Source organism: Amorphoplanes friuliensis DSM 7358, assembly GCF_000494755.1.
GTDB classification, from domain to species: domain Bacteria; phylum Actinomycetota; class Actinomycetes; order Mycobacteriales; family Micromonosporaceae; genus Actinoplanes; species Actinoplanes friuliensis.
The window spans coordinates 6,819,366-6,843,721 of sequence record NC_022657.1; the positions used below are offsets into that span (position 1 = coordinate 6,819,366).

23 protein-coding genes are annotated in these 24,356 nt (G+C 71.2%); 10 read left to right on the forward strand and 13 right to left on the reverse strand.

Annotation, left to right across the window (positions count from 1 at the left end; translation table 11 throughout):
• The first annotated feature begins 25 nt into the window (after positions 1 to 25).
• The 4 genes from AFR_RS31575 to AFR_RS31590 are packed head-to-tail and all read left to right on the forward strand — an operon-like array spanning position 26 to position 3,235.
• A complete protein-coding gene (locus tag AFR_RS31575) occupies positions 26 to 631 on the forward strand; it encodes an HAD-IA family hydrolase (RefSeq protein ID WP_023560880.1) in 606 nt (201 codons plus the stop codon).
• Between the two features lies 1 nt (position 632).
• The gene (locus tag AFR_RS31580; protein ID WP_023560881.1) at positions 633 to 1,733 is read left to right on the forward strand and encodes an MFS transporter; all 1,101 of its coding nucleotides are present in this window, start codon (positions 633 to 635) and stop codon (positions 1,731 to 1,733) included.
• Positions 1,734 to 1,789: 56 nt separating this feature from the next.
• Positions 1,790 to 2,254, forward strand: a complete 465-nt coding sequence (locus AFR_RS31585; RefSeq protein WP_041842978.1) for a MarR family winged helix-turn-helix transcriptional regulator — start codon at positions 1,790 to 1,792, stop codon at positions 2,252 to 2,254.
• A gap of 9 nt (positions 2,255 to 2,263) precedes the next feature.
• Entirely contained in the window at positions 2,264 to 3,235 is a 972-nt protein-coding gene (locus AFR_RS31590) for a pirin family protein (RefSeq protein ID WP_023560883.1), read from the forward strand.
• Here the strand turns inward: AFR_RS31590 and AFR_RS31595 are convergent.
• Positions 3,201 to 3,986: an NAD(P)-dependent oxidoreductase gene (locus AFR_RS31595; RefSeq protein ID WP_238547159.1), complete on the reverse strand. Its 786-nt coding sequence runs from the start codon at positions 3,984 to 3,986 to the stop codon at positions 3,201 to 3,203. The two genes, AFR_RS31590 and AFR_RS31595, sit on opposite strands and share 35 nt — an antisense overlap.
• A gap of 1,042 nt (positions 3,987 to 5,028) precedes the next feature.
• On the opposite strand from AFR_RS31595, the gene AFR_RS31600 reads away from it, so the two are divergent.
• Complete coding sequence (locus AFR_RS31600) at positions 5,029 to 5,385, forward strand: winged helix-turn-helix transcriptional regulator (protein WP_023560885.1); 357 nt, start codon at positions 5,029 to 5,031, stop codon at positions 5,383 to 5,385.
• 7 nt (positions 5,386 to 5,392) lie between these two features.
• On the opposite strand, the gene AFR_RS44160 is transcribed toward AFR_RS31600, so the two are convergent.
• Positions 5,393 to 6,706, reverse strand: a complete 1,314-nt coding sequence (locus AFR_RS44160) for a hypothetical protein (protein ID WP_023560886.1) — start codon at positions 6,704 to 6,706, stop codon at positions 5,393 to 5,395.
• A gap of 294 nt (positions 6,707 to 7,000) precedes the next feature.
• Between AFR_RS44160 and AFR_RS31610 the strand changes: the two genes are divergently transcribed.
• From AFR_RS31610 to AFR_RS31620, 3 genes are all read left to right on the forward strand, one after another.
• Entirely contained in the window at positions 7,001 to 8,578 is a 1,578-nt protein-coding gene (locus tag AFR_RS31610) for a phospholipase D family protein (RefSeq protein WP_023560887.1), read from the forward strand.
• 70 nt (positions 8,579 to 8,648) lie between these two features.
• Entirely contained in the window at positions 8,649 to 9,944 is a 1,296-nt protein-coding gene (locus AFR_RS31615) for a sensor histidine kinase (RefSeq protein WP_023560888.1), read from the forward strand.
• The gene (locus AFR_RS31620; RefSeq protein WP_023560889.1) at positions 9,932 to 10,585 is read left to right on the forward strand and encodes a response regulator transcription factor; all 654 of its coding nucleotides are present in this window, start codon (positions 9,932 to 9,934) and stop codon (positions 10,583 to 10,585) included. The genes AFR_RS31615 and AFR_RS31620 overlap by 13 nt, the downstream gene beginning before the upstream one ends.
• On the opposite strand, the gene AFR_RS31625 is transcribed toward AFR_RS31620, so the two are convergent.
• Entirely contained in the window at positions 10,582 to 11,676 is a 1,095-nt protein-coding gene (locus AFR_RS31625) for a protein-L-isoaspartate O-methyltransferase family protein (protein ID WP_023560890.1), read from the reverse strand. The two genes, AFR_RS31620 and AFR_RS31625, sit on opposite strands and share 4 nt — an antisense overlap.
• Positions 11,669 to 12,844 carry a phosphotransferase family protein gene (locus tag AFR_RS31630; protein WP_041841280.1) on the reverse strand — a complete coding sequence of 392 codons (1,176 nt, stop codon included), beginning with the start codon at positions 12,842 to 12,844 and terminating at the stop codon, positions 11,669 to 11,671. The genes AFR_RS31625 and AFR_RS31630 overlap by 8 nt, the downstream gene beginning before the upstream one ends.
• A 62-nt stretch (positions 12,845 to 12,906) precedes the next feature.
• Between AFR_RS31630 and AFR_RS48095 the strand changes: the two genes are divergently transcribed.
• Positions 12,907 to 13,692 (forward strand): transglutaminase-like domain-containing protein, encoded by a 786-nt coding sequence (locus AFR_RS48095; RefSeq protein ID WP_023560892.1) that lies wholly within the window; start codon positions 12,907 to 12,909, stop codon positions 13,690 to 13,692.
• A gap of 7 nt (positions 13,693 to 13,699) precedes the next feature.
• On the opposite strand, the gene alc is transcribed toward AFR_RS48095, so the two are convergent.
• Together alc and allB are read right to left on the reverse strand one after the other, a co-directional pair.
• Positions 13,700 to 14,701 (reverse strand): allantoicase, encoded by a 1,002-nt coding sequence (alc, locus tag AFR_RS31640; RefSeq protein ID WP_023560893.1) that lies wholly within the window; start codon positions 14,699 to 14,701, stop codon positions 13,700 to 13,702.
• Positions 14,701 to 16,014 carry an allantoinase AllB gene (allB, locus tag AFR_RS31645; protein WP_023560894.1) on the reverse strand — a complete coding sequence of 438 codons (1,314 nt, stop codon included), beginning with the start codon at positions 16,012 to 16,014 and terminating at the stop codon, positions 14,701 to 14,703. The genes alc and allB overlap by 1 nt, the downstream gene beginning before the upstream one ends.
• Positions 16,015 to 16,155: 141 nt before the next feature.
• Between allB and AFR_RS31650 the strand changes: the two genes are divergently transcribed.
• The gene (locus tag AFR_RS31650) at positions 16,156 to 16,689 is read left to right on the forward strand and encodes a hypothetical protein (RefSeq protein ID WP_023560895.1); all 534 of its coding nucleotides are present in this window, start codon (positions 16,156 to 16,158) and stop codon (positions 16,687 to 16,689) included.
• Positions 16,690 to 16,698: 9 nt separating this feature from the next.
• Here the strand turns inward: AFR_RS31650 and AFR_RS31655 are convergent, their stop codons facing one another.
• From AFR_RS31655 to uraD, 7 genes are all read right to left on the reverse strand, one after another.
• The gene (locus AFR_RS31655; protein WP_023560896.1) at positions 16,699 to 17,847 is read right to left on the reverse strand and encodes a DUF6986 family protein; all 1,149 of its coding nucleotides are present in this window, start codon (positions 17,845 to 17,847) and stop codon (positions 16,699 to 16,701) included.
• 2 nt (positions 17,848 to 17,849) lie between these two features.
• Positions 17,850 to 19,397, reverse strand: a complete 1,548-nt coding sequence (gene aceB / locus AFR_RS31660; RefSeq protein ID WP_023560897.1) for a malate synthase A — start codon at positions 19,395 to 19,397, stop codon at positions 17,850 to 17,852.
• A gap of 190 nt (positions 19,398 to 19,587) precedes the next feature.
• Positions 19,588 to 21,075, reverse strand: coding sequence for a DUF1996 domain-containing protein (locus AFR_RS31665; RefSeq protein ID WP_023560898.1), 1,488 nt, complete (start codon positions 21,073 to 21,075; stop codon positions 19,588 to 19,590).
• A 180-nt stretch (positions 21,076 to 21,255) separates the two neighbouring features.
• A complete protein-coding gene (locus tag AFR_RS31670; protein ID WP_023560899.1) occupies positions 21,256 to 22,608 on the reverse strand; it encodes an 8-oxoguanine deaminase in 1,353 nt (450 codons plus the stop codon).
• Positions 22,605 to 23,465: a factor-independent urate hydroxylase gene (gene pucL, locus AFR_RS31675; RefSeq protein WP_023560900.1), complete on the reverse strand. Its 861-nt coding sequence runs from the start codon at positions 23,463 to 23,465 to the stop codon at positions 22,605 to 22,607. The genes AFR_RS31670 and pucL overlap by 4 nt, the downstream gene beginning before the upstream one ends.
• Before the next feature lie 6 nt (positions 23,466 to 23,471).
• The gene (uraH, locus tag AFR_RS31680) at positions 23,472 to 23,834 is read right to left on the reverse strand and encodes a hydroxyisourate hydrolase (protein WP_023560901.1); all 363 of its coding nucleotides are present in this window, start codon (positions 23,832 to 23,834) and stop codon (positions 23,472 to 23,474) included.
• Positions 23,821 to 24,330 carry a 2-oxo-4-hydroxy-4-carboxy-5-ureidoimidazoline decarboxylase gene (gene uraD, locus AFR_RS31685; RefSeq protein ID WP_023560902.1) on the reverse strand — a complete coding sequence of 170 codons (510 nt, stop codon included), beginning with the start codon at positions 24,328 to 24,330 and terminating at the stop codon, positions 23,821 to 23,823. The genes uraH and uraD overlap by 14 nt, the downstream gene beginning before the upstream one ends.
• Positions 24,331 to 24,356 lie beyond the last annotated feature (26 nt).

Below are 24,356 nucleotides of genomic sequence, written 5' to 3' on the forward strand. Positions count from 1 at the left end.
GTGGTACGAGGATATTGGAGGACACGTGGACCTGACCATCATCGAGGCGGTGCTCTTCGACATGGACGGCACCCTCGTCGACTCGGACGCGGCCGTCGAACGAGCCTGGCGTACCTGGGCCACCGAGTTCGGCGCCGACCCCCGGGCCGTGCTCGCGGTCGCCCACGGCGCACCGGCCGAACGCACCGTCCGCCTGATCCTCCCCGGCCTGCCCGAGGACCAGGTCACGACGGCCGCGGCCCGCCAGCTCGAGCTCCAGTACGACGACCTGTCCGACGTCGTCCCCACGACCGGCGCCCACGAGCTGCTCGCGGACCTGCGCCTCCCGTGGGCGGTCGTGACCAGCGCCGACGTTCGCCTGGCCAAGGCCCGGCTCGGCGCCGCCGGCATCGAGGCGCCCGCGCTGGTCACCGTCGACGACATCCGGGTGGGCAAACCGGACCCGGAAGGCTACCTGCGCGGCGCGGAACTCCTCGGCGTCAGCCCGGACCGCTGCCTGGTCGTCGAGGACGCCGAGGTCGGCGTCACCGCCGGCCGCGCGGCGGGTGCCCAGGTCGCGGCACTCAAGGGCGTCGACGGCGACCTGCGGATCACCGACCTCACCGAACTCCACCGGCTCCTGACGGCCTGACATGATCGGCCGGGTCCAGCAGGCGGGAATCGCCCAGGCAGTCCTCGGGTACGCGATCACGGGCCTCGGCGCCTGCCTGGTCCTGCTCGCCGACGACCTGGGGGTGGCACCGGAGCAACTCGGCTGGCTGCCCGCGACGTTCGGGTTCGGCCTGCTCGCCCTGGCCCTGACCGGTCCGCTGCTGCTCCGTGGCGGCCCGCGCCCGGCCCTGATCGGCGGCTCCCTGGTCGTCGCGCTCGGCGTCACCCTGCTCGCCCTGGCCCCGAACACGCCGGCCGCGGTCACCGGCGCTCTGCTCCTGGGCGCCGGCGGGGCGGCCTTTGTGCTGGTGACGCCCGCGTTGCTCAGCGGTTCCGAGGCTGCTATTCAGCTCACCAAGGTCAACGCGCTGTCGAGCATCGCGTCGGTTCTCGCGCCGGCGGCGATCGGCGGTCTCGACGCCACCGGGCTGGTGGGCGGCCGCCTGGCGTTGCTGATCGCCGTTCCCCCGCTGCTCTACCTGGCCGCCACTACCGCCCGTTCCCGCTCGGCGCAGCCCGGGCCAGCCCCCACAGACGGTCCCCCTTCCGCTCACGGGCGGCCCGCGCCGGGACTTGTCGCGCGGCGCTGGGCCGGGGTGGTGCTGGCTGTCTCGGTGGAGTTCTGCTTCACGATCTGGGCCGTCGCCCGTCTCGCCGAGGCCGGCCTGGCCCTCGCGACCGCGGCTGTCGTCGGTACGGCCTTCCCGATCGGGATGGCGCTGGGCCGCCTGGCCGGTCCCGCGCTGATCCGCCGCATCCCGGTCGTGCCGGTCGGCGCCGCCGTCACCGCCGCCGGTGCCGTGCTGGTCGCCGCCGCCGGTCACCCCGCGGCCGTGACCGCCGGCCTGGTCGTGGCCGGTGCGGGTGTCGCGACCCTCTACCCGGTGGCCCTGGCCGGCCTGGTTGCCACTCCCCGCCTGAGCGCCGCGCACGCTGCGTCCCTCGGCGCCCTCGCTTCCGGTACGGCCATTCTGGCGGCGCCCGCAGCCCTGGCCCGTCTCGCCGACGTCGTCGACCTGCGGCTCGCCTTCCTGATCACGCTGCCCCTGCTGGCCCTGCTGCTGCTGATCAGGCGCAGGTGACGGCCGTTACGGCGTACCCCTGGTATTTCAGTTTTGAAAGAGTTATGGTTCTGGGCATGACCGAACCGCTCAGTGACAGCCAGCAGGCCGCCTGGCGAGCTTTTGTGGAGAGCAGCTGGGCGCTGCACACCCGGCTCGAGGACGAGCTGCGGGCCGCCACCGGGCTGAGCATGGCGGATTACCACGTGATGGTGGTGCTCTCCGAGGCCCACGAGCACCGGGTCCGCATGGGCGAGCTGGCCAGTCAGCTGGTCTTCTCGCCGAGCCGGTGCACCTACCAGATCGCCTCGATGGTCAAGCGGGGCCTGGTCCGCAAGCAGAGCTGCTCCGACGACGGCCGCGGCCAGGAGGCCGTCCTCACCGACGCCGGGATGGCCGCGCTGACCGCCGCCGCACCCCTGCATCTCGCCACCGTGCGGGAGCTCTTCATCGACGACCTCGACGACGCCGAGATCGCCACCGTCACCCGCGTCTTCGGGCGCCTGGGGCCGCGACTGCGCTCGCTGCCCGTCACAGCCTGAGGGAGAAAAATGCCTGCGATCACCGTCGACGACGTCCTGGTCCTGCCGCGCCTGCCGCAGCTCGACCCCGCCACCACCAGCTACCGGCCCGTCCGCCGGCTCACGACCGCACCCACCGGGTACGAGGGTGAGGGCTTCCCCGTCCGTCGTGCCTTCGCGGGCGTGCCGACCAACGAGCTCGACCCGTTCATCCACCTGGACCAGATGGGTGAGGTCGACTACGCGCCGGGCGAGCCCAAGGGCACCCCGTGGCACCCGCACCGCGGCTTCGAAACCGTCACCTACATGATCGACGGCCAGATGGACCACCAGGACTCCAACGGTGGCGGCGGCTCGATCACCAACGGCGACACCCAGTGGATGACCGCGGGCGGCGGCATCCTCCACATCGAGGCCCCGCCGGAGCAGCTCGTCACCAGCGGCGGCCTCTTCCACGGCCTCCAGCTCTGGGTCAACCTGCCGCGCGTCGCCAAGATGATCGCCCCGAAGTACCAGGACATCCGCGGCCGCGAGGCGTCGCTGCTGACCACCCCCGACGGCGGCAGCCTGATCCGGGTCATCGCGGGCGAGATCGCCGGCCACGCCGGTCCCGGTTCGACCCACACCCCGATCAACCTCGCCCACGTCACCCTGCAGCCGGGCGCGCAGCTCGACCTGCCGTGGCAGCCCGACTACAACGCCCTGGTCTACGTCATGGCCGGCCGCGGCACCGTCGGCGCCGAGGCCCGCCCCATCCAGATCGGCCAGCTCGCCGCCCACGGCGCCGGCGACACCATCCGCGTCAACGCCGACCGCACCCAGGATTCCAACATCCCCGCCATGGAGCTCTTCATCCTGGGCGGCAAGCCGATCCGCGAACCGGTCGCGCAGTACGGCCCGTTCGTCATGAACACCAAAGCCGAACTCCAGCAGGCGTTCGAGGACTACCAGAAGGGCCGCCTGGGCGTCATCCCGGCCGACCGTCTCCCGCACACCAGCTGACCCCGATGTGAACGCGGCGGTGCCGCGGCTCCTCGATCTCGTCGAGCAACGCGACAGCAAGATCGGCATAGGAGACCCGGCCCGCCGCGTCCGCGTCGGTCACGGCGTACCGCCCGGACCGCGGCCCACCGTGATCAAAATCCCCGGCCGGACTGACCACCACCCAGTCCCCGCCGCCGAGCGCGGCCACCCCGGCGGCATGCGCGAGATAGAAGTCCCGGTACTCCTGCGGATAACCGGCCGTGTCCATCAGCAACGTCCCGTCCGCCGTCGGCAGGATCGAAGCCAGCCCGACCACCACGATCCGCGTCGCCGCCAGCTGATTCAAAGCCTTGGCGACCCGTACGAAAAAGTCGTGGCCTGGCTGGTGAACCGCACTGATCACGGCGTCTGCCTCAATCGCCTGTGCCTGTAGAACGTCGCCCTGCACGACCCGCGCCTCGGCCGGTCCTGTATAGCGCGACGGCTCGCGGACGACTGCGGTGACGTTGTGGCCGCGCTGCAAGGCCTCGGCTACGGCTGCTTGGCCGGCTCGGCCGCCCGCTCCAAAAACCGCAATTCTGCTCATGCGGGCGACGCTATGCCGCACCCCGGTATCCCCCAGGAAACCCAGCCCCACCAACGGCTTCCGGGTCGCCTCCTTGCCCTCCCACCCGCGCAGCCCGAGGGCAGGGAGCCAAGCGGCACGGCCCACTTCCCGCAAGGCGCACCCAAGATTCGTGCCGGAGCCGGAGCCGGCGATGACCGGCATGGCCAACATGGACTCCAGCCAAGTGCGGCGGGGGCGAAGTCAGCGGTGACTCACAGCAACCCGCTCGGTGCTTCGGAGGCGAGTAGCCGCGTCGGCACGACTCTAAAATGGGCGGTTTCGCCCACCGGCGCGTGGGCCCGGCAATCGAGACGGACGATTTCAAGGAAGTTGGGCCTACCCAAGCCTCCTGAAGGCCCAACATCAGCGATGTCGGGCCAACACCAACCCGACCACCACGCCCAGCACGGCATCCGGCACGACCGAGATCGGCCGACCCAGGAAAGGACTCTGAAACCCAGACAGGACGATTTCAAGGAAGTCGGGCCTACGCAGGCTCCCTGAAGCCCCAACATCAACGATGTCGGGCCAACACCAACCCGACCACCACATCCGGCACGGCATCCGGCACGACCGAGATCAGCCGACCCAGGAAAGGACTCTGAAACCCAGACAGGACGATTTCAAGGAAGTCGGGCCTACGCAGGCCCCCTGAAGCCCCAACATCAACGATGTCGGGCCAACACCAACCCGACCACCACGCCCAGCACGCCATCCGGCACGACCGAGATCAGCCGACCCAGGAAAGGACTCTGAAACCCAGACAGGACGATTTCAAGGAAGTCGGCCCTACCCAAGCCTCCCGAAGGCCCAACATCAACGATGTCGGGCCAACACCAACCCGACCACCACGCCCAGCACGCCATCCGGCACGACCGAGATCAGCCGACCCAGGAAAGGACTCTGAAACCCAGACAGGACGATTTCCAGGAAGTCGGGCCTACCCAAGCCTCCCGAAGGCCCAACATCAACGATGTCGGGCCAACACCAGCCCGACCACCACCATCCGGCACGCCATCCGGGATGACGAAGTCGGTCGGACTCTGCGAGGGGCTCGCAACCGTGCCTGGACCCGACCCAAGGGTCCGCAACGCGAGGCAGGAGCGCCATCCGCCTTCCAGGACGGGCGGGTCGGGCCGACCTGTGAGCGGATCCGCGCGGGAGGTTTCTCCGGGGAAACCGGGCGCGCCGCTACGGTGGGGAAATGCGTGCGCCGCTGGATCCGGACTTGTTTGATGCGGTCTGTCCGTCTGACCTGACGCCGATTCGGTTCGGGGACAAGTGGGCGGGCATGGTGATTCGGTGTCTGGAGGGTGGGCCGCGGCGGTTCTCGGAGCTGCGCGTGCCTTTGCGGGGCATCACCGCCAAGACCTTGACCCACGCGTTGCGGGCCCTCGAGCGTGACGGCCTCGTTCAGCGCAGCGACGAGAGGCTTTACGCGCTGACGCCGCTCGGGCGGAGTTTGCTCGGGCCGATGGATCAGGCTTGTGCGTGGGCCCGCGAGCATTGGGAGGAGCTCCTTGATGCTCGCGAGGCCGGCACGGCTGCGGTGGTTTCCTGAGCGACGGTTACTTCGGGAAGGCGTTGGGGTCGACGTCGCTCGTGGAGGCGTTGCCGCCGATCACCGGGGTGAGGGTGATGGTCCAGATGGAGGACGAGAACGACGTTGTCGTGAACTTGAACGTGTCGTCGAACTTGCTGAACGAGCAGTCGCGGGTGAAGCCTTTCTTGCCGGCGTTCCAGTCCTCGCCCGACGCGGTGAAGATGCGGTAGGTGCCGTCCTTGATGCCCTTGGCGGTGAAGGAGCTGCCGCCGCGGACGTAGACCGTCAGGACCGGCTTCGGCTTTTTGCCCTTGGTGGGGACCAGGCTGATCGTGGTGTCGTCGGCGCCGTTCTTGATTTTGAGGTGGCCGGGGCCGCCGGAGGCGCGCTTGAGGAAGGCGCCGTTCTTGAGGCGGCGCTTGGTTTCCTTCGGGGCGGCCGGGAGGAACTTGCCGAACTTGTACGACGGGTCGGCGGCCGTGAGCTTCTTGGCGTCCTCGCGGATGCCGTCAGCCCAGCCGGACGTGAGCAGCGACGCCCAGGGGGACGCGGCCGGGCAGTCCTGTTTGGCCGAGGCGGCGTCCTCGATCATGTCGCCCATGCTGCCGAGTTCGATCATCAGCTGCTCGTGCACCGACTCGGCGCCGTCGGGCGGGTCGACCGCGCGGAGTTTCTGGGACTCGGCGCGGATCGTGCTCGCGGCGGCCGGTGCGGCTTTGCTGAAGGCGGTGCTGTCACCGGTGTTGAGCTTGCCGAAGGTGCTGCCGATGGCGGCGTCGGAGGCCGCGAGTGCCTGACCGTACTGCGCGGGGGTCAGGGGGCCGGTGGTGGCCGGCGCGGTGGTCGAGGTGAGACCGGCGGGCTTGCCGGCCTGCTTGTCGTCGCCGTCGTCACCACCGGTGAAGGCGCGGACGACGCCGCAGCAGCCGAGCGCGAGCAGCACCGCGAGCCCGCCACCGATGATCGAGTTGCGCCGCATGTTGCTGGGGGCGGCCGGAGGCGGAGGACCAAAGGGCTGGCCGGGCGGCGGATAAGCGCCGGGCGGATAAGCCCCAGGCGGATAAGCCCCAGGCGGGTAGGCCCCGGCCGGCGGTCCGGAGGCCGGCACACCGGCGAAGGGCGGCGGCGGGGGGAACGGCGACGACACCCGGATGGTGACCGCGACGTTGCCGGCCGTCGGGCTCTGCACCCAGACGACCGCACCGTCGGTCGTGCCCGGGGGCACCACCACGTTGAGCGGGCCGTGGGTCGGCGACCAGACGACCTTGGTCGTGCCGGCGGCGGCCTCGGCCTGCGGGACCTCGATGATGGCGCTGCTGTAACCCGGATCCCCCGTCATGCAGACGAGTATGAATGAGGCGCGCGACCCCTCGCTGCCCCAAATTTGTCACTTACCGGCAACAGATTGGTATCGGCGGTCAGGACATACCGAGCATTGCACCCACACCCAGGACGACCAGCAGGAACAGGGCGATCAACAGGCCGCGCTCGGAGGAGGCGGACGCATCGGTCGGGGTGAGGGGTTCGGTGCTCATCCGGGTGATCCTTTACTCGCGGGGTGACCTGCGTCAGAGTGCGTTGTGCCGCCAAGCGGCATAGCGTGAGGGCTTCGTCGACCTCGGAAGGGCTGCCCGTGTCACTGGAGGACTGGTTTCTGTCCGCGGACGAGCGTGACAACCCGGACTCACAGATACCCACCTGGTGTCCGGGAAACACGGTCGAACCGCTTGTTCACGGAAAAACATATTTCGACCGGTTGGTGACCGAGGTGGAACAACTCGGTGACGGTGATCACCTGTTCTTCACCGACTGGCGCGGCGACCCGGACGAGCGGATGCGCGAGGACGGCCCGACGATCGCCGAGCTGTTCGCGTCGGCCGCCAAACGGGGCGTAGTGGTCAAGGGCCTGCTGTGGCGTTCACACGTGGACAAGCTGGCCTACAGCAAGGAGGAGAACCAGAACCTCGGTGACGACATCGCCGCCGCGGGTGGTGAGGTGCTCCTCGACCAGCGGGTCCGGCGCGGCGGGTCGCATCACCAGAAACTGGTCGTGATCCGGCACATCGGGGAGCCGGAACGGGACATCGCCTTTGCCGGGGGCATCGACCTGTGCCACAGCCGGCGGGACGACGCCGATCATCACGGTGATCCGCAGCCGATCGCGATGGCTTCGGCGTACGGGAAAAATCCGCCGTGGCACGACGTGCAGCTCGCGTTGCGCGGCCCGGTGGTCGGGTGTCTTGATCTTTGTTTCCGGGAGCGCTGGACGGACAAGGTGCCGCTGGACCAGCACGGGCCGATCTCGACCGTGCAGGACAAGCTGCGGCACGCCGACCTGCACGCCGACAAGCTGCCGCCGCAGCCGCCGGACCCGCCGGAGTGCGGCCCGCACGACATCCAGGTGCTGCGGACCTACCCGGCGATGCGTCCGCCCTACGGCTTCGCCAAGATGGGTGAGCAGACCATCGCCCGCGGGTACACGAAGGCCATCAAACGGGCACGGAGTCTGATCTACCTCGAGGATCAGTACCTGTGGTCGACCGAGGTCGCGAAGCTGTTCGCCGACGCCCTGAACGACAATCCCGAGCTGCACCTGATCGCGGTCGTGCCGCGGCACCCGGACGTCGACGGCCGGTTTGCGCTGCCGCCCAACCAGGTCGGCCGTGAGGAGGCCATCAACCTGTGCCGCCGGGCCGCGCCGGACCGGGTGCACGTCTTCGACGTGGAGAATCACGCGGGCAACCCCGTCTACGTGCACGCCAAGGTCTGCGTCGTGGACGACGTGTGGGCGAGCACGGGCAGTGACAACTTCAACCGCCGGTCGTGGACGCACGACAGTGAGCTGTCGTGTGCCGTGCTCGATCGCACCGAGGACAACCGGGAGCCGCTGGACCCCGCCGGCCTGGGTGACCGGGCCCGCACGTACGCCCGTGACCTGCGACTGGAGCTGCTGCGGGAGCACCTCGACCGTACGGACGACACGGACCTCCTCGATCCGGCCGACGTCGTACGCGTGATCAACGAGTCCGCTGACGCCGTACGGGACTGGCATGCCGGCGGGGAGCAGGGAGAGCGGCCACCGGGCCGGCTCGTGCCGCACGAGACCGAGCGGCTCCCGTGGTGGCAGCGGTTCTGGGCGATCCCGGCCTATCGCATGATCTACGACCCGGACGGACGGTCGCTGCGGGACCGCAAGGCCGGCGAGTGGTAGTGCCAGGCATACCCCGGAACTAGTCGTGGACGGCTGGGAACGACCACGCTCTGCTCACTACCGTGACGCTGTGTCCACCCAACAAGCTCCCTGGAACGCTCGCTACCTGCTCACTTCGGGCCCGTGGCGTGCTCTGCTCTACGTCCTGACGACCTGGCCCCTGGCCGGTCTGGCGGGTGCCGCGGTGGGATCGCTGATCCTGCCGTGGCTGGCCGCGGGTCTGCGGCTCAACGACGGCCGGCTGCTCGACGGGCCGCTGCTGTTCCTGATGGTGACCGCCCTGCTGATGTTCGCGGTGCTCGGCCCGCTGGTGGCGATCCCGCTCGCCGCCGTCGAACGCGGCCGCCTGGGGCTGATCGACCAGCGCCCGGTGCGGTCGGCGCACCGCAGTGTCGCCCCGGAAGTGCTGACCTGGTTGCGGGTGCGGTTCACCGAGGCCGCGACCTGGCGCGAGGTGCTCTACGCGATCTTCCTCGGCCTGATCGTCCCGCTCGTCTACGGCGCGTACGGCCTGCTCGTGCTGATCGACATCGGCGCGATCCTGAGCCCGATCTTCGCGGTCAGCGGTACCGATCAGTGGACTTTCGGCGTGTTCACGGTGAACACGTTCGCCCAGGCGATCCCGCTCGCGATCGGTGGGATCCTGCTGATCCCGGTGCTGTTCCATCTGCTCGGGTTCATCGCGACCGGGCAGGCGGCGACGGCCCGTGTGCTGCTCGGGGACCGGGACGGCACGGCGCTGCACGAGGTGGCGCAGTCCCGGGCCCGGCTGGCCGACGCCTTCGAGGCCGAACGCCGGCGCATCGAACGGGATCTGCACGACGGTGCCCAGCACCGGCTCACCAGCCTTACGCTGCAACTCGGCATGGCCCGCCTGGACGTGCCGGAGGACTCGCCCGCGGCGGCACCGCTGGCGCAGGCGCACGACGAGGCGAAGGAGCTGATGGTGGTGCTGCGGGAGCTGATCCACGGCATCCGGCCGCAGTCGCTGGCCGATCTGGGTCTGCCCGCCGCGTTGCGGGAGCTCGCGGCCCGGTCGCCGCTGCCGGTGACGATCACGGTGGCCGACGGTGTGCAGCGTCCGGCGCCGCACGTCGAGGGCACCGCCTATTTTGTGGCCTCCGAGGCACTGGCCAATGTGGTCAAGCACAGCGCCGCGGCCCGCGCCGATCTGCTGATCGCGGAGACCGCCGGGATGCTGGTCCTCGAGGTCCGTGACGACGGTCAGGGCGGTGCCGACCCGGCGCTGGGCACCGGGCTGACCGGGCTGGCCGACCGGGTGGCCGCGGTCGGTGGCCGGGTGCTGCTGGCCAGCCCGGCCGGCGGCCCGACGCTGATCCGGGCGGAGCTGCCGTGCCGGAGGTGACGCGGGTCGTCCTCGCGGAGGACGGTGTCCTGCTGCGTGAGGGTCTGGTCGGTGTGCTGTCCCGCTTCGGTTTTGCGGTGGTGGCGGCGGTCGGCGACGGCGACGCCCTGCTGGAGGCCGTCGCCGAGCACCGGCCGGACCTGGTGATCACCGACATCCGGATGCCGCCCGATCACACCGACGAGGGTCTGCGGGCGGCGGTCACCCTGCGCCGCGAGCAGCCCGGTCTGGCGGTCGTGGTGCTGAGCCAGTACGTCCAGGAGGAGTACGCCTCGGCGCTGCTCGACACCGGCGACGGCCTGCGTGTCGGTTATCTGCTCAAGGACCGGGTCGTCGACGTGGAGGACTTCGTCGCGGCGCTGCGGACGGTCCTGGGCGGCGGCACGGTCGTGGACCCGGAGGTGGTCCGCCGGCTGCTGCGCCGTCCCCGGGACCCGCTGGCGGCGTTGTCCGCCCGCGAACGTGAGGTGCTGGGACTTCTCGCCGAGGGCCACTCGAACTCGGCGATCGCCGCCCGGCTCTTCGTCACGGAGGCGGCGGTCGGCAAACACGTGGGCAACATCCTCGCCAAGCTCGACCTGCCACCGGCCGAGGACACCAACCGTCGCGTCCTGGCGGTCCTGGCCTTTCTGCGGAGTTAGCGCAACGTCCAGGTGGCGGGGGCCCAGATCGGGGCGTCCGGGTCACCGGTCAGCTGCAGGCCGATGCGCCAGGCCTGCATCGGCGGCCGGTCCGCCGCCTCCCAGCGGTCCAAGATCTCCACTGCCTGCTCCGCGTACGCGGAAGCGTGCACTCCCCCGGCCAGGACGCACCCGTCGGGCAGGATCGCCGCACCACCGGTGCCCGCCTCGTCGAGCAGCATCAGCGCACTCTGGTCGCGTCCCGGCAGCGCCGCGTGGGTGGCCCGGTCGCTCCACACGCCGGCGGCGTACCAGAGGTCGCGGTAGACGAGCGAGTCCAGCGGTTCGGCCCAGCGCCGGGGCGCCACCTCGGTGACCGCCCCGACCGCTCCGGACGGTGCCGGGTGCGGATGGGACCGGGCGTGGGTGGCGGTGAGCGGCCCGGACGCGCTCATGAAGCCGGAGGCGCAGATCGCCGTCGCGGTGACGGGACCCTCGGCCGGGCCCCGCACGGCGAGGACGGGGTGGGTGCCGGCGTGCTCGACGGGCGCCACGACCGGGCCGGGACCGGTCTGCACCAGCCACTGTGGAGAGATCCCGGCGACGCCGACGGTCACGATCGCCCGGTCGAAACGCTCGCCCGGCATCCCGGCGTAACCGTCACCGGCGACGACCCGCACACCGTCGATCCCGGCGGTGGTCAGGGCGGCCCGGGCCTTGTCGGCGACGTCGGCCTGCACGTCCACGCTGGTGACCGTGGCGCCGAGCGCGGCGAGCAGCGCGGCGTTGTACCCGGTGCCGGCGCCGATCTCCAGGACCCGGTCGCCCGATCGCACCTCCAGGGCCGCCAGCATGATCGCCATCAGGGACGGCTGGCTGGACGAGCTGATCGGCACCCGGCCGTCGACCTTGGTGATCAGCACGTCGTCGGTGTAGACCGCGTCGAGAAAACCGGGTGAGCCGGGCCGGGCCCAGGACCCGTCACGACGCTGGAAACCGCCGGTGACAAACGCCTCCCGCGGCACCCCGGCGAAGGCTGCCGCCAGCTCCGGCGGGAGCGAGGCCCAGTTCCGGCGGATCTGGTCCACGTAGCGTCGGCGCAGGTCAGTCACACTGCCACCGTACGGCCGCGGTGACCGCCGCGCTCAGCCGCGCCGGGACGTCGGCCGCGTGGTACGGCCGTTCCGCCGGCTCGATCCGGTCCAGGAAGTCCGCGTAGATCACCGCGGCGTGCAGCTCCGCGACCGGCCGGAGCAGCGTGACCGCGCGTTCGGGATCGGAGCCGGGCACCGCCGCGCGCCAGCGTGCGGCCCACGCCGCCAGCAGCCCGTGCGGCTCCGGCAGACCCTCGGCCAGCCGCAGGATGTCGTAGCCCGGGTGCGCGACGATCGAGTCACCCCAGTCGACGATCACCCGGGTGTCGCCGTCGTCCCGGACGTTGCCCGGGTGCAGGTCACCGTGCACCAGCGTGGCGGGCAGCCCGCACTCCTCGAGCGCCGCGAGCCGCCGGGGCAGGTCGTCCGTCAGCTCGCCCAGCCCGTCGATGGTGTCGAGGAAGGGATCGGCGACCCGGGCGAACCTGTCGGCCTCGGACTGCCGGTCCGGCACGCCCGCTGCGAGCAGGTCGTCGACACGCCCGGCGAAGTGCGCCTGCAGCGGGTGGAAGTCCTCGGCGACGGCCGCGCAGAACTCCTCGCCGGCGTCGTGGCGGTCCTCCCCGGGGACGTGGGCCAGCAGCATCCGGCCGGGGGCGGCCGCCGCGAGCACGGCCGGCACCAGACCGGGCGCGAAGCCGCCGGCCAGCGCCAGGACGGCCGGCTCGTGAGCGAACATCGGCGGCACCTGCTTGAGCCAGGCCACCGGGGCGCCGGCCGCGTCGAGACGCCAGATCATCGACAGGTTCCAGGTGCGCTGCTGCACGGCGGTGACGTCGTCGCGGCCGAGCGCTTCCCGTGCCCAGGCCACCGAGGCGGCGGGCCCACCGGGGTTGGCGTACGGCGCCCGCAACGGCTGGGGCGACAGGTCCGCGTCGGCGGGCGCGAGGGTGAACCCGGGCGGCTCGAAGACCTGGGCCAGGTAGGTCACGTGCCCGCCGTGCGGCACTGGACGGTCGGTGGACAGCAGCCGCAGCACCTGGACGTCGAGGCCCCAGCGCGAGCGGACGGCGGCGACGACCTCGGCGACCTCCGGCCACCAGGGAAGGTCGACCTCGACCGGTGGCAGCGCGCCGAGCGGCGTACCGGAGGCACCGACAAGGACAAGCGTCACGGTTCGGCCCACGCGAGGACGGTAGCCGGTCGGCTGTAACACCGGGGACATCTGATCCCGGATACCGTGGCGCCGTGAACAACTCTCAGGTCGGTTCGAGCCTCGGCTTCGACGTGACCGAGCCCGCCGAGATCGTCCTGCTGATCGCCGCCGCCGACCCGGTCTCGGAGCTCCTCACGGTCTCCTGCGAGGGGCGGACCGTCGAGGCGGTGGAGCTGCCCGGCCGCCAGCACTACATCCGGGCGCCGAAGGGCAAACTGACCGTGACCTACTCGGCGGAGGTGGCCGTGACCCGGCCCGTGCCCGCCGACGTCACCGAGGTCGAACGCATCGTCGCGCTGCGGCCGAGCCGTTACTGCCCCTCCGACCGCATGGCCGGGTTCGCGGCCACGATGTTCGGCTACGAGAGCGACCCCGCCGCCACCGTCCGCGCGATCACCAGCTGGGTGTTCGAGCACCTGAGCTACGAGGGCGGCAGCAGCGGCCCGTCCACCGACGCGGCGGACACCCTGCTCGACGGTCGCGGGGTCTGCCGCGACTACGCCCACCTCGTCGCCACCCTGTGCCGTTCGCTGAACATCCCGGCCCGGGTGGCCGCGGTCTACGCCCCCGGCCTGTCCCCGATGGACTTCCACCTCGTGGTCGAGGCGGCGCTCGACGGCCGCTGGACGGTCTGGGACGCCACCCGCCTCGCACCGCGGCAGAGCCTGATCCGCATTGCGACCGGCCGCGACGCCGCCGACACCGCGCTGGCCACGACCCTGTCCGGCCTGCTCACGATGCCGGAGACCTTCATTACCGCGGTGGCCGGCGGCGACCTGCCCGCCGACGATCACACCTCGCTGGTCGAGCTCCCGTGACGGATCCCTACGTCACTGCCTCGTAGCGGGCTCGGAGGACGGCGCCGTCGGGGCGGCCGTGGAGGCGGAGGCGGGCCATGCCGCCGTCGGGGAAGATGTCGAGGCGTACGTGGGTGGCCACCGGCACGACCGAGACCGGGAAACGGTGCCGGGTGTCCGGGGAGAGCCGCACCTGCGGGAGCAGGTCGAACCAGTCCGTCGGGTCGTCGAGCAGGCCGGTCCGGGCGTCGATGCCCCGCAGGGTGGCACTGCCGGGGGCGTTGCCCTTGAAGTGGCTGGTGTCGAGCTCGGCCAGCTCGATCACCGACGGCACGGCCAGCTGCACGAGCACCCAGTCGTTGCCGTCGTCGCGGCGGCGGGAGGTCTCCCAGCCGTCACCCATCGAGCGCGCCAGACCGGGCGAGATCATGTTGTGCGGGTGGCCGTAGAACATGTTGCTGCACCCGGCGATCCGGGCGCCGTGCTCGGCGGCGGCCACGTCGAAGACGCTCGGGAGCAGCCGCGGGTCGGGCACGATCTCGCCGTGCACCCGCAGCCGGGCGACGCCGCCGTCCGGGTAGATGTTGAGCCGCACGTGCGTGTACCGCTGGCTGGAGTCGACCGTGAAGAGATTCTGGCTGTCGCCGACCAGCGGTGAGCGCGGCACGAGCGGCACCCACGGCGCCTCGGCCAGCTGGATCGGGTCGGGATAGCCCTCGATCGCGCAGCCGTCGACCGACGCGTGCGGCGGATAGTTGCCCGTGAAGAACGCCGTGTCGATGTCGACGCCGTGCACCACACCCGGGGCGCCGAGCCGGACGATCGCCGTGTCGTGGCCCGCCTGACGACGCCGGCGGGTCTCCCAGCCGTCGTAGACCTGGCCCTTGTGCCCGAAGGTCTTCGGCGCGTAGACCGGGGCGGCCGGCTCGACCAGGTGGTCCGACGCGGCGAAGAACTCGTCGTTGGCGAACACCACCCCGCCACCGAACGTGCGCGACGCCAGGTCGGGCAGCAACGTGAACTCTTCCATCAGGAGACCTCCCGGGTCAGGAAGACGCCGCCGGGGGCGTCGCCGGTCACGATCCGTCCGCGCAGCCAGGTCGTGCGCACCACGCCGTGCAAAACCTTCCCCGCGTACGGGGTGACGGGGTTCTTGTGGTGCAGCCGCGCCGGATCGACGGTGAAGGTCGCCTCCGGGTCGAACGCCACCAGATCGGCATCGGCGCCGACCGCGATCCGGCCCTTGGCGGTCAGCCCGACGAGGTCGGCGGGCCGCCGGGCCATCCAGTCGGCGACCTGGGCGAGGGTGTGCCCGCGGGCGCGCGCGGCGGTCCAGATGACCGGCAGTCCGAGCTGCACGGACGCGATGCCACCCCACGCCGCCGCGAAGTCGCCGGTGTCCTGGCGCTTGAGCTCGGGGGTGCAGGGCGAGTGGTCGCTGACGACGCAGGTGATGAGCCCGGCGGCGAGGGCGGCCCAGAGCTGGTCGGCGTTCGCGCTGTCGCGGATCGGCGGGCAGCACTTGAACTCGGTCGCTCCCGCCGGGATCTGGTCGGCGTCCAGCGTCAGATAGTGCGGGCACGTCTCCGCGGTGACCCGCAGACCGTCGGCCTTGGCTGCCTCGATCAGCGGCAGGGCGCTCGCGGCGGACAGGTGCAGGATGTGCACCCGGGCGCCGGCGGTCCGGGCCGCCTCGATCGCGGTGGCCACGGCGGCGTGCTCGGCGGCGGGCGGGCGCGAGGCCAGGAAGTCCGCGTACGCCGGGGACGACGCGGCGGCGTGCAGATGGTCGGGGTCCTCCGCGTGCACGACGAACTGGGCGTCGACGGCGGCGAGGGCCTCGGCGAGCTGGTCCGGGCTCAGCGGCGGGAACTCGGGCACACCGGAGTCCGCGAGGAAGGCCTTGAAGCCGTACACCCCGGCGGCGTGCAGCGCGGGCAGGGCGGGGGCGTTGCCGGGGATCGCGCCGCCCCAGAAGCCGACGTCGACGTGGATCCGGCCGCGGGCGGCGTCCTGCTTGACCGCGAGCGCAGCGGTGTCGACGGTCGGCGGCAGGCTGTTGAGCGGCATGTCCACGATGGCTGTCACCCCACCGGCCGCCGCGGCCCGCGTCGCGGAGGCAAACCCTTCCCACTCGGTACGCCCGGGCTCGTTGACGTGCACGTGGGTGTCGACCAGCCCGGGCAGCAGCGCGACATCACCCAGGTCGACGTCCTCGGCGGCCTCGACCACCGCGTCGTGATCGTCCACAGCGACGATCCGGCCCCCGCTGACCGAGACGGCGGCGGGGCGTTCACCGTCGGAGGTGACGGCACGACGGGACCGCAGCACGAGATCGACCATGGGCCGAGCCTAACCGCCCAGCGTTGCCGGACGGCTACGACGGGCGAAGCTGCCCCACGCGTGGTGCTGTCGTGTGGCACGATGCGCGCACACCGCAGCAGGCCCTCGAACGGAGCACGAACAAGCGTGACGATCCGCCGCATGACCTCCCGCAACGTGGCCCTGACCGCGGCTTTCCTCGGCCTCGCCGCCGGTGGCACCGCCGCCTGCGACAACACCCTGCAGGAAGAGAAGGGCTACCCGTCCGACTCGACGACGTACAGCTCCACCGGCGACACCTCGTCGTCCTCTTCCTCGTCCTCGTCCTCCGACGATGGCGACGACTACGTGGAGGAGGAGGACGAAGGCGCCGACCAGGTGTTCTACTGCGCCGACGAGGAGGGGGTGATCACCGCGGCGGCCCACTGCAAGGACCCCGACAGCACCTCGTCGTACTTCCTGTGGCACTCGTCGACCTATGCCCGTGGCCTCAAGCCCGGGACACGGCTCGACGGCGGCGAGGGGTTCCCCGCCGGTGACCGCGAGATGCGACGGTCCTTCAAGCTGCCGTCGGTGGGCACGGTCAAGAACGGCACGGTGAAGACCAACGTGGTCGGCCGCAGCAGCGGCAGCACGAGCGGCACCAGCAGCGGCGGCTCGGACTTCAGTGGCTTCACCGGCTCCTCGGGCGGCTGACCGTCCCCCTCAGAGCAGGGCGCCCAGCTCCTCCCGGGTGAAACCCACGTCGTCGAGGGCGCCGCAGTCGAGCCCGCGCAGCAGGTAGGCCGCGAGCGCCCGGGCGGTGGCGGGCTCGTCGAGGATGCCGCCCGACTGCCGGTCGAGGTACCGGCGCAGGCGGGTCGTGGCCGCGTCCCGTCCGTCGGCGAAAAACGCGTAGGTGGCCGCGAACCGGGTCGGCAGCTGGGCCGGGTGCAGGTCCCAGCCCTGGTAGAAGCCGCGTTCCAGGGAACGGCGGACCAGCCGGTGGTGCAGCGCCCAGGCGTCGTGCACGGCGGTGGGCGAGCCGACCGGCAGGATGTTCGTCGAGCCGTCGGAAAGCCGCACCCCGGTGCCGGCGGCGGCTGCCTGGATGACGGCCTTCGCGTAGTCGGCGACCGGGTGGTCCATCGCCTGATAGGCCGCCGCCACGCCGGCCGCCGCGCTGTAGTCGTACGTGCCGTAGTGCAGGCCGGTGCAGCGGCCGTCCGCCGCCGTGATGAGCCGTGCGACCGTGGCGGTGCCATCCGCGCCCAGCACCGCCGAGGGCAGCTCGATCTGAATCTCGAACCGCAGCGTGCCGGCGCTCAGGGCGTACCGGCTCTCCAGGGTCTCGCAGAGGGTGACCATGGCCGTGACCTGGTCCGGACCGCTGACCTTGGGGAGCGTGACGACAAACGGCTCCTGATAGAGCGACAGGAACAGGTCGAGCGTGCGCAGCGACCGGTGCCGGGTGGGTGCCTCCAGCGACTTGATCCGCAGGCCGAGGAACGGTGGCCGCGGCCCGTCGAGGAGCACGGCGACCGCCGCCTTGACCGCGGCGTCCTCCTGGTCGTCGTCGCGGACGCCGTAGCCGTCCTCGAAGTCGACCCGCAGGTCCTCGATCGGCTCGGCGGCGAGCTTGGCCCGGACCCGGTCCGCCAGTGCCGCCGGGAACGGCAGCGGCGGGAACCCGTCGATCGCCGCCAGCGCCTGCGTCCCCCACTCCCGGAAGCCGCCGATGCGGTCGGCCGGGACGTAGACCGTGTGCACCGGCTGACGGCCGGGCCGCTCCCCGGGATACCGCGCGGCCAGGAACGCGTCGTGGGCGGCGAGCCGGCCGTCGAGCGCGGCGTAGTCGTCGTCGCTGAGCCGCATCGTCAGTCGATCGAGTCGTAGGCGGCCGTCGTCAGGAAGTCCGCGAAGTTGTCGGACAGGGCGACCCGCTCGAACAGCTTGCGCGCGTCGTCGAAGCGGCTCGCCGCCCAGGCCTCGTCGCCCAGCGCCTCACGGATCTTGGCGAGCTCCTCGTCCTCGTACCGCCCGACCAGCTCAGCGGTGATCGCGGTGCCGTCGTCGAGGCGGACGTCGTTGTGGATCCACTGCCAGACCTGCGAACGGGAGATCTCGGCGGTGGCCGCGTCCTCCATCAGGTTGTTGATCCCGACCGCGCCGTTGCCGCGCAGCCAGGCCTCCAGGTATTGCAGAGCCACCGACACGTTGCCCCGCAGGCCGGCCTCGGTGACGGCACCACCGGTGGCGGCCACGTCGAGCAGCTGCGCGGCGTCGACGCTCACGTCGTCGCGCTTGCGGTCGAGCTGGTTGGGCCGGTCACCGAGAACCCGGTCGAAGATCTCCTGGCAGACCGGCACCAGGTCGGGGTGCGCGACCCAGGAGCCGTCGAAGCCGTCGCCGGCCTCACGCTCCTTGTCCTCCCGGACCTTGGCCAGGGCCACCTGGTTGACCTCCGGGTCGCGCCGGCTCGGGATGAAGGCCGCCATGCCGCCCATCGCGAACGCTCCCCGCCGGTGACAGGTCGAGACGAGCAACTCCGTGTACGCCCGCATGAACGGCGCCGTCATCGTCACCGCCACCCGGTCGGGCAGGACCATCGCCGGGTTGTCCCGGAAGTACTTGATGATGCTGAACAGGTAGTCCCAGCGGCCCGCGTTCAGCCCGGAGATGTGCGGGCGCAACGCGTGCAGGATCTCGTCCATCTCGAACGCGGCCGGGATCGTCTCGATGAGCACGGTCGCCCGGACGGTGCCGACCGGGATCCCGAGCTTCTCCTGCGCGTAGGTGAAGACGTCGTTCCAGAGCGCGGCCTCTTTGTGGGACTCCATCTTGGGCAGATAGAAGTACGGCCCGCTCCCCCGGCTGATCAGCTCGGCGGCGTTGTGGAAGAAGTAGAGCCCGAAGTCGACCAGCGCACCGACGGCCGGCTCACCGTCGACGGGCAGGTGCCGCTCGTCGAGGTGCCAGCCGCGCGGCCGCATGACGATCGTCGGGTAGGGCCCGTCGCCGAGCTCGTACGTCTTCTTCGGCGTCTCGAGCGTGATCGTGCGCCGGATCGCGTCGTGCAGATTTTGCTGCCCGTCGACGACGTTGGACCAGTGCGGTGTGTTGGCGTCCTCGAGGTCGGCCAGCCACACCTTCGCACCGGAGTTGAGTGCGTTGATCGTCATCTTGCGCTCGGTCGGCCCGGTGATCTCCACCCGCCGGTCGGTGAGGTCGGCCGGGGCGGCGGGCACGGTCCAGTCACCGTTGCGGACGTCGGCCGTCTCGGGCAGGAAGCCCAGCGTGCCCCCGGCGGCGATCTCGGCCCGGCGCGCGGCCCGGGCGGCCAGCAGCTCGTTGCGGCGCGGCCGGAACCGCCGGTTCAGATCGGCGACGAACGCCACGGCCTCGTCGGACAGAATCTCGGTCACGGTCGGCAACTCCCTCACGACGACGGCGGCGTACCTGTGGCTACCGTATCGGTCCTGCGGCCGCCGGGCCCGGCGTACCGGAGGCAGGAACGGCAGTGGCCCCCGGCGGGGAAACCGGGGGCCACTGCTTCCAACTATCTGGGGATGGGTGCGCCCGGGGGATGTCGGGCGCTCCCGGTGGTGCCTCGAATCAGAAGTTGCCGAACGAGTCGCACTTGGCCTTCTGGACGATGCAGTTCTTCACGCGGCTGCCCAGCGCCTCGTCGTCCCAGGCGAAGAAGGCGTCACCGTGCATCGAGGAGGCGTTGCCGGAGGCCAGCTTGAAGCCGGCCGGGCTGCCCGAGGTCGGGTAGCCGATCACGAAGGACAGCGAGGGGATGGCCACCGGGAACTTGCCGCTGGCGCAGGTGCCGTCGGGGCCGGTACCGCCGATGTGCGACTTGTGGTCGGGGCTGTCCAGGTGCACGCCGTCCCAGCAGTCCGGGAAGGTGAGCTGGAAGGTCAGCTCGGCGGTCTTGGCGCAGACGGGCCAGTTGCCGTCGGTGCTGCGACCGGTCTCGCCACCGGCGCCGGCGCACCAGAACTGGCCGGGGGCACCCTTCGGGGTGTCGATCTGCTTCTTGGCGTCGCCGACGATCATGCGGAAGCCCTGCGGGAACGGCACGGTCTTGGCCGGGTCCTTGAGGCGCGAGCCGTAGTAGACCGTGACGCCGTGCGGGTCGACCTTCTTGCCGTTCTCGGTCAGCTCCGGGATCCAGTACGCGGACCGGTCCTCGCCGGGCTTGCAGCTGGAGCCGGCGTTCTCGAGCAGCGTCATCGTCGTGGTGTTGGCGTCGGTGCTGTCGTTGCCCATGAACGTGTGCATGTGCGAGGCACCCGCCAGGCCCGGGAAGACGATCGGGTCGTCGGGCTTCGAGTGGCTGACCGTGCAGGACGCGTTGAACTCGGGCACCCGCACGTTGCCGGCCGGTACCGCCTTCGGCGTCATCTTGGTGAACGCGGCGAGCTGGGCCTCCCACTTCGCCTTGTCCATCGTCACCCAGCCGTCACCGGAGGGGGTGCCACCGGTGGGGGTGGGCGCAGCCGTGGTCGGCACCGGAGCGGGCGTCGACGACGACGCGGGCGCCGACGGCGTGCCGGCCGCGCCGAAGGTGAACCAGTTCAGGTTCACGAAGTCGTTCTGCTGCGCGCTCTTCATGACGGCGAAGACGGTCTGCCCGCCCGTCGGCACCGACGCCCCGGTGGCCTTGACGGTCGCCCACTTCTGCCAGCCGCCGGTCCGCGTCACCGGGATCGTCGCGAGCAGCGCGCCCGTCTGCGAACCGAGGTGCAGCTCGATGGAACCGCCGGCGGAGTTGTCCGAGGCGACCCGGGCGGTGAGGTCCTTGCTGGTGATCGCGACGTTGTCGAAACGCAGCCAGTCACCGGCGGCGAGCCAGCCGACGTTCTTGCCGCCGTCGGCGTCGCCCGTCCCCTCGGTCTGGGCGCCGGACTGCGCGGCGAAGGCCTCGGCCTGGACGCGGCCCGGGACGACGGTCTCGGCGGCGTTCGCGTTGGCGATGTAGATGCCACTGCCGCCCAGGGTCACGGCGACCGCGGAGGCCAGGGCGAAGCGGGTGGTACGGCGGCGGCGCTTGGCGGCCTCTTCGGGCGCGACATGGGCGGGGGATGTCCGCATAACCATTTTCCTTCGTTCTGCAAACCAGCGACGTAGCGTTTCCGTCAGCGAGTATGCAGAGGTCAGGGCCCTTGTATCAACCTGCGAAAGAAGACTTATGAATGGCCCGGACCGGCACCGCAGGTAGCCGCGATCCGGGCCTTCGATAACGTTTTATCGGTGTCTTTTCCTTAAGTTTTTCTAAACTTCGCTCAGTAGCCGTCGGTGTGCGCGGCGTGCCCGGCGGGTCAGCGCCTCGGCGTCGGCGTTGACCAGCTGACCGCGCTCGACAACGGGCCGGCCGCCGACGAGAGCCAGCTCGACCGGGGCGGCCGGGCCCAGCACCAGCGCCGCGACCTTGTCGTCGATGCCGTCGTGACCCAGCCCGTCGAGGCGCCACAGCACCAGGTCCGCGAGCTTACCCACCTCGAGGGAGCCGATGTCGTCCTGGCGGCCGAGACACCGCGCCCCGCCCATCGTGCCGAGCCGCAGGGACTCCCGCGCCGACATTGCCTTCGGGCCACCGCGGAGCCGGGCGACGTACAGGGCCTGGCGGAGCTCCTCACCCAGGTGGGCGGCCTCCTGCGAGGCGGAGCCGTCCACGCCCAGACCCACGGGGGCGCCGGCGTCGAGCAGGTCCCGGACGCGGGCCAGCCCGGCGCCGAGACGCGCGTTGGAACTCGGGCAGTGCGCGACCCCGGTGCCGGTCGCGGCGAGCTTGGCCACGGCCGCGTCGTCGAGGTGCACGCCGTGGGCCAGCCACACGTCCTCGCCCAGCCAGCCGAGGCGTTCGGCGTACTCGACGGGGGTGCAGCCGAACTTCTCCCGGCAGAAGTCCTCCTCGTCGTCGGTCTCGGCGAGGTGGGTGTGCAGCCGGACTCCCTTGCGCCGGGCCAGTTCCGCAGCCTCGCTCATCAGCCGCGAGGTGACGGAGAACGGCGAGCACGGGGAGACGCCGATCTGCAGCATCGACTCCGGCGACGGGTCGTGCCAGCGGTCGATGGCGGCCTCGGTGGCCGCGAGCGCCGCGTCGGTCTCCTCGACCACGTGGTCCGGCGGCAGCCCGCCCGACGACTGCCCGAGATCCATCGAGCCGCGGGTCGGGTGGAACCGCAGCCCGATCTGCTGCGCGGCCTCGATCTCGGCGGCCAGCACGTCACCGCCGTCACGCGGGAAGACGTAGTGGTGGTCCATGCTCGTCGTGCAGCCGGACAGGGCCAGCCAGCCCAGACCCGCACCCGCCGCCGCGCCGACCGTCTCGGCGTCGATGCGGCCCCAGATCGGGTACAGCGTGGTGAGCCAGCCGAACAGGTTGTCGTCCTGGGCCAGGCCGCGCGTCACCCACTGATACAGGTGGTGGTGGGTGTTCACCAGACCCGGGGTGACCAGGCAGCCGGTGCCGTCGACGTGGCGGTGCGAGCCGGGGAACCGGCCGGCGTGACCGGAACCGACCGCCCGGATCCGGCCGTCGTCGCCGACCACGACGTGCCCGTCGGTGTACTCCGTGCCGTTCGCGTCGACCGTGGCGACCGCGACGTTCTCGATGACGATCACAGGTACCACTCCGAACTCGCCGGCGGTGCGTCGTCCCGGGTCACCGTGCCCTCGATCAGGCCGTACGGCCGGTCGCCCGCGATGTACACCTCACCGGGATTCTCCAAATCGAACGGCGACAGGTCGGCCAGGTAGTGGTGCTTGTTCGGCAGCGCCAGGCGGATCTCGGCAAGCTCGGTGCGGCTGTCGAGCACCCGCGTGCCCATCGAGAACAGCGTCTGTTGCAACGAGGCGCTGTACGTGTTCACGAAGGCGTTGACCAGCGCGTCCTTCGCGCCCTCGAACGACTCGTCCCAGTCGGCGGAGTCGCCGCGGTGCCGCCAGCGGGCGTCGACCTCGGTGGCCAGGATCCGCTCGGTCGTCTCGGCCAGCGTCGTGTACTTGTCGCGGGGGAAACCGCGGAACTCCGACGCCGTGGAGTTGAGCAGGACCAGGTTCTCGAGCCCCGACACGACCTGGGTGCCGTCCGGCGTGACGAAGATCCGCGCGGTGCGGACATAGTCGCCCGCCCGGCGGAACGAGTGCGGGCCGAGGCGTTCCCAGCCGTACGACTCGATGCTGATCCGCGCGCCGGTGACCTGCTCCTGCGTCGTGACGAAGTGCCGGGCCAGCAGCAGACCGAACGCTTCGGGCGAGGTGACACCGTGCTCGCGGGCGAAGGCGTACACGGTGTTCTTCATCGTGTCGGTGGGCAGCACACCGGCGTTGTCACCGGTCAGGTGCGTCGCCGCGAGGTCACCGGAGAGGGCGATGCTCACGTTCAGATCGACGAGCCCGTGGGTGTCGCCGGGCCGCGTGACACGCACCAGGCGCACCTCCGCCTTGCCGTAACGGTTGCTCCCCAGCACGATCGCCACGCGGCGTCAGCTCCCTCGGTAGGTGGTGTAGCCGTAACGGCTCAGCAGCAGCGGCACGTGGTAGTGCCGTTCCGGGTCGTGCACGTGGAACGCGACGGTGATCTCCGGGAAGAACGCGTCACCGCCCAGGTAGGGCTCCACATAGAACATGAGCCGGTAACCGCCGGCCTGCCAGTCGTGCAGCGGCACCTGATGGCGCAGCCGCCCGTCGTCGTCGGTGCGCCCCTCGGCGATCGTGCGCCAGCCCTCGGAGTCGCGGCGTTCCAGGCGGACGTACACGTCGCGGGCCGGATCACCCGTCGCCGTGTCCAGGATGTGGGTGGAGATCCGGGTGTGGAACGGCGCCGCCGTGCCGTCAGTCGAGGGCATCGATCAACCTCTCCAGCCGCAGCAGGGCGATCTTGCCCAGCTCACCGGTGACGACGGCGCGCTCGGTCGCCTCGTCGTTGCCGATCCGGGCCCGCGCAGCCGCCAGGATCTCCTCCTGCGACTTCCCGCTCGCGAAGATCAGAAACACGTGACCGAATTTGTCCTCGTAGGCGTGGTTCGCGGCGATCAACGCGGCGCGCGTCTCCTCGTCGGCGCTGCCCGCCGCCGCGGACTGCTCGCGGCGCGACCACGCCGCCTCCTTCGAGTCGCCCTGCGCCCGCTCCCCGATCCGCGGATGCGCGGACAGACCCTGCACCACCTCCGGCCAGCTCAGACCCCGTGCAGCCGTCCCGGCCGCGGTCAGCAGAGCTTCCTTCGACGGGTACGGGCGCAGTGCCGCGACCGTCCTGCCCCAGGCCGGGGCGGCGCACACGGCGAGCAGGTCGGCCTCGAGCTCCCCGGCCGGCAGGGAGTTGAAGGTCTCGATCCCGTCCACCGCTCACCCCCTGTTTGGCAGACGGA

Bases quoted from the DNA above. Each gene is read 5' to 3' on its own strand.
- AFR_RS31580 (WP_023560881.1), top strand. From the start codon at position 633: ATGATCGGCCGGGTCCAGCAGGCGGGAATCGCCCAGGCAGTCCTCGGG.
- allB (WP_023560894.1), bottom strand. From the start codon at position 16,014: ATGGTCGATCTCGTGCTGCGGTCCCGTCGTGCCGTCACCTCCGACGGT.
- AFR_RS31600 (WP_023560885.1), top strand. From the start codon at position 5,029: ATGCGTGCGCCGCTGGATCCGGACTTGTTTGATGCGGTCTGTCCGTCT.
- AFR_RS31655 (WP_023560896.1), bottom strand. From the start codon at position 17,847: ATGCGGCTCAGCGACGACGACTACGCCGCGCTCGACGGCCGGCTCGCC.
- AFR_RS31595 (WP_238547159.1), bottom strand. From the start codon at position 3,986: ATGCCGGTCATCGCCGGCTCCGGCTCCGGCACGAATCTTGGGTGCGCC.
- AFR_RS31585 (WP_041842978.1), top strand. From the start codon at position 1,790: ATGACCGAACCGCTCAGTGACAGCCAGCAGGCCGCCTGGCGAGCTTTT.
- uraH (WP_023560901.1), bottom strand. From the start codon at position 23,834: ATGCCCTCGACTGACGGCACGGCGGCGCCGTTCCACACCCGGATCTCC.
- AFR_RS31665 (WP_023560898.1), bottom strand. From the start codon at position 21,075: ATGCGGACATCCCCCGCCCATGTCGCGCCCGAAGAGGCCGCCAAGCGC.
- AFR_RS31590 (WP_023560883.1), top strand. From the start codon at position 2,264: ATGCCTGCGATCACCGTCGACGACGTCCTGGTCCTGCCGCGCCTGCCG.
- AFR_RS31650 (WP_023560895.1), top strand. From the start codon at position 16,156: ATGACCTCCCGCAACGTGGCCCTGACCGCGGCTTTCCTCGGCCTCGCC.
- alc (WP_023560893.1), bottom strand. From the start codon at position 14,701: ATGGAAGAGTTCACGTTGCTGCCCGACCTGGCGTCGCGCACGTTCGGT.
- AFR_RS44160 (WP_023560886.1), bottom strand. From the start codon at position 6,706: ATGACGGGGGATCCGGGTTACAGCAGCGCCATCATCGAGGTCCCGCAG.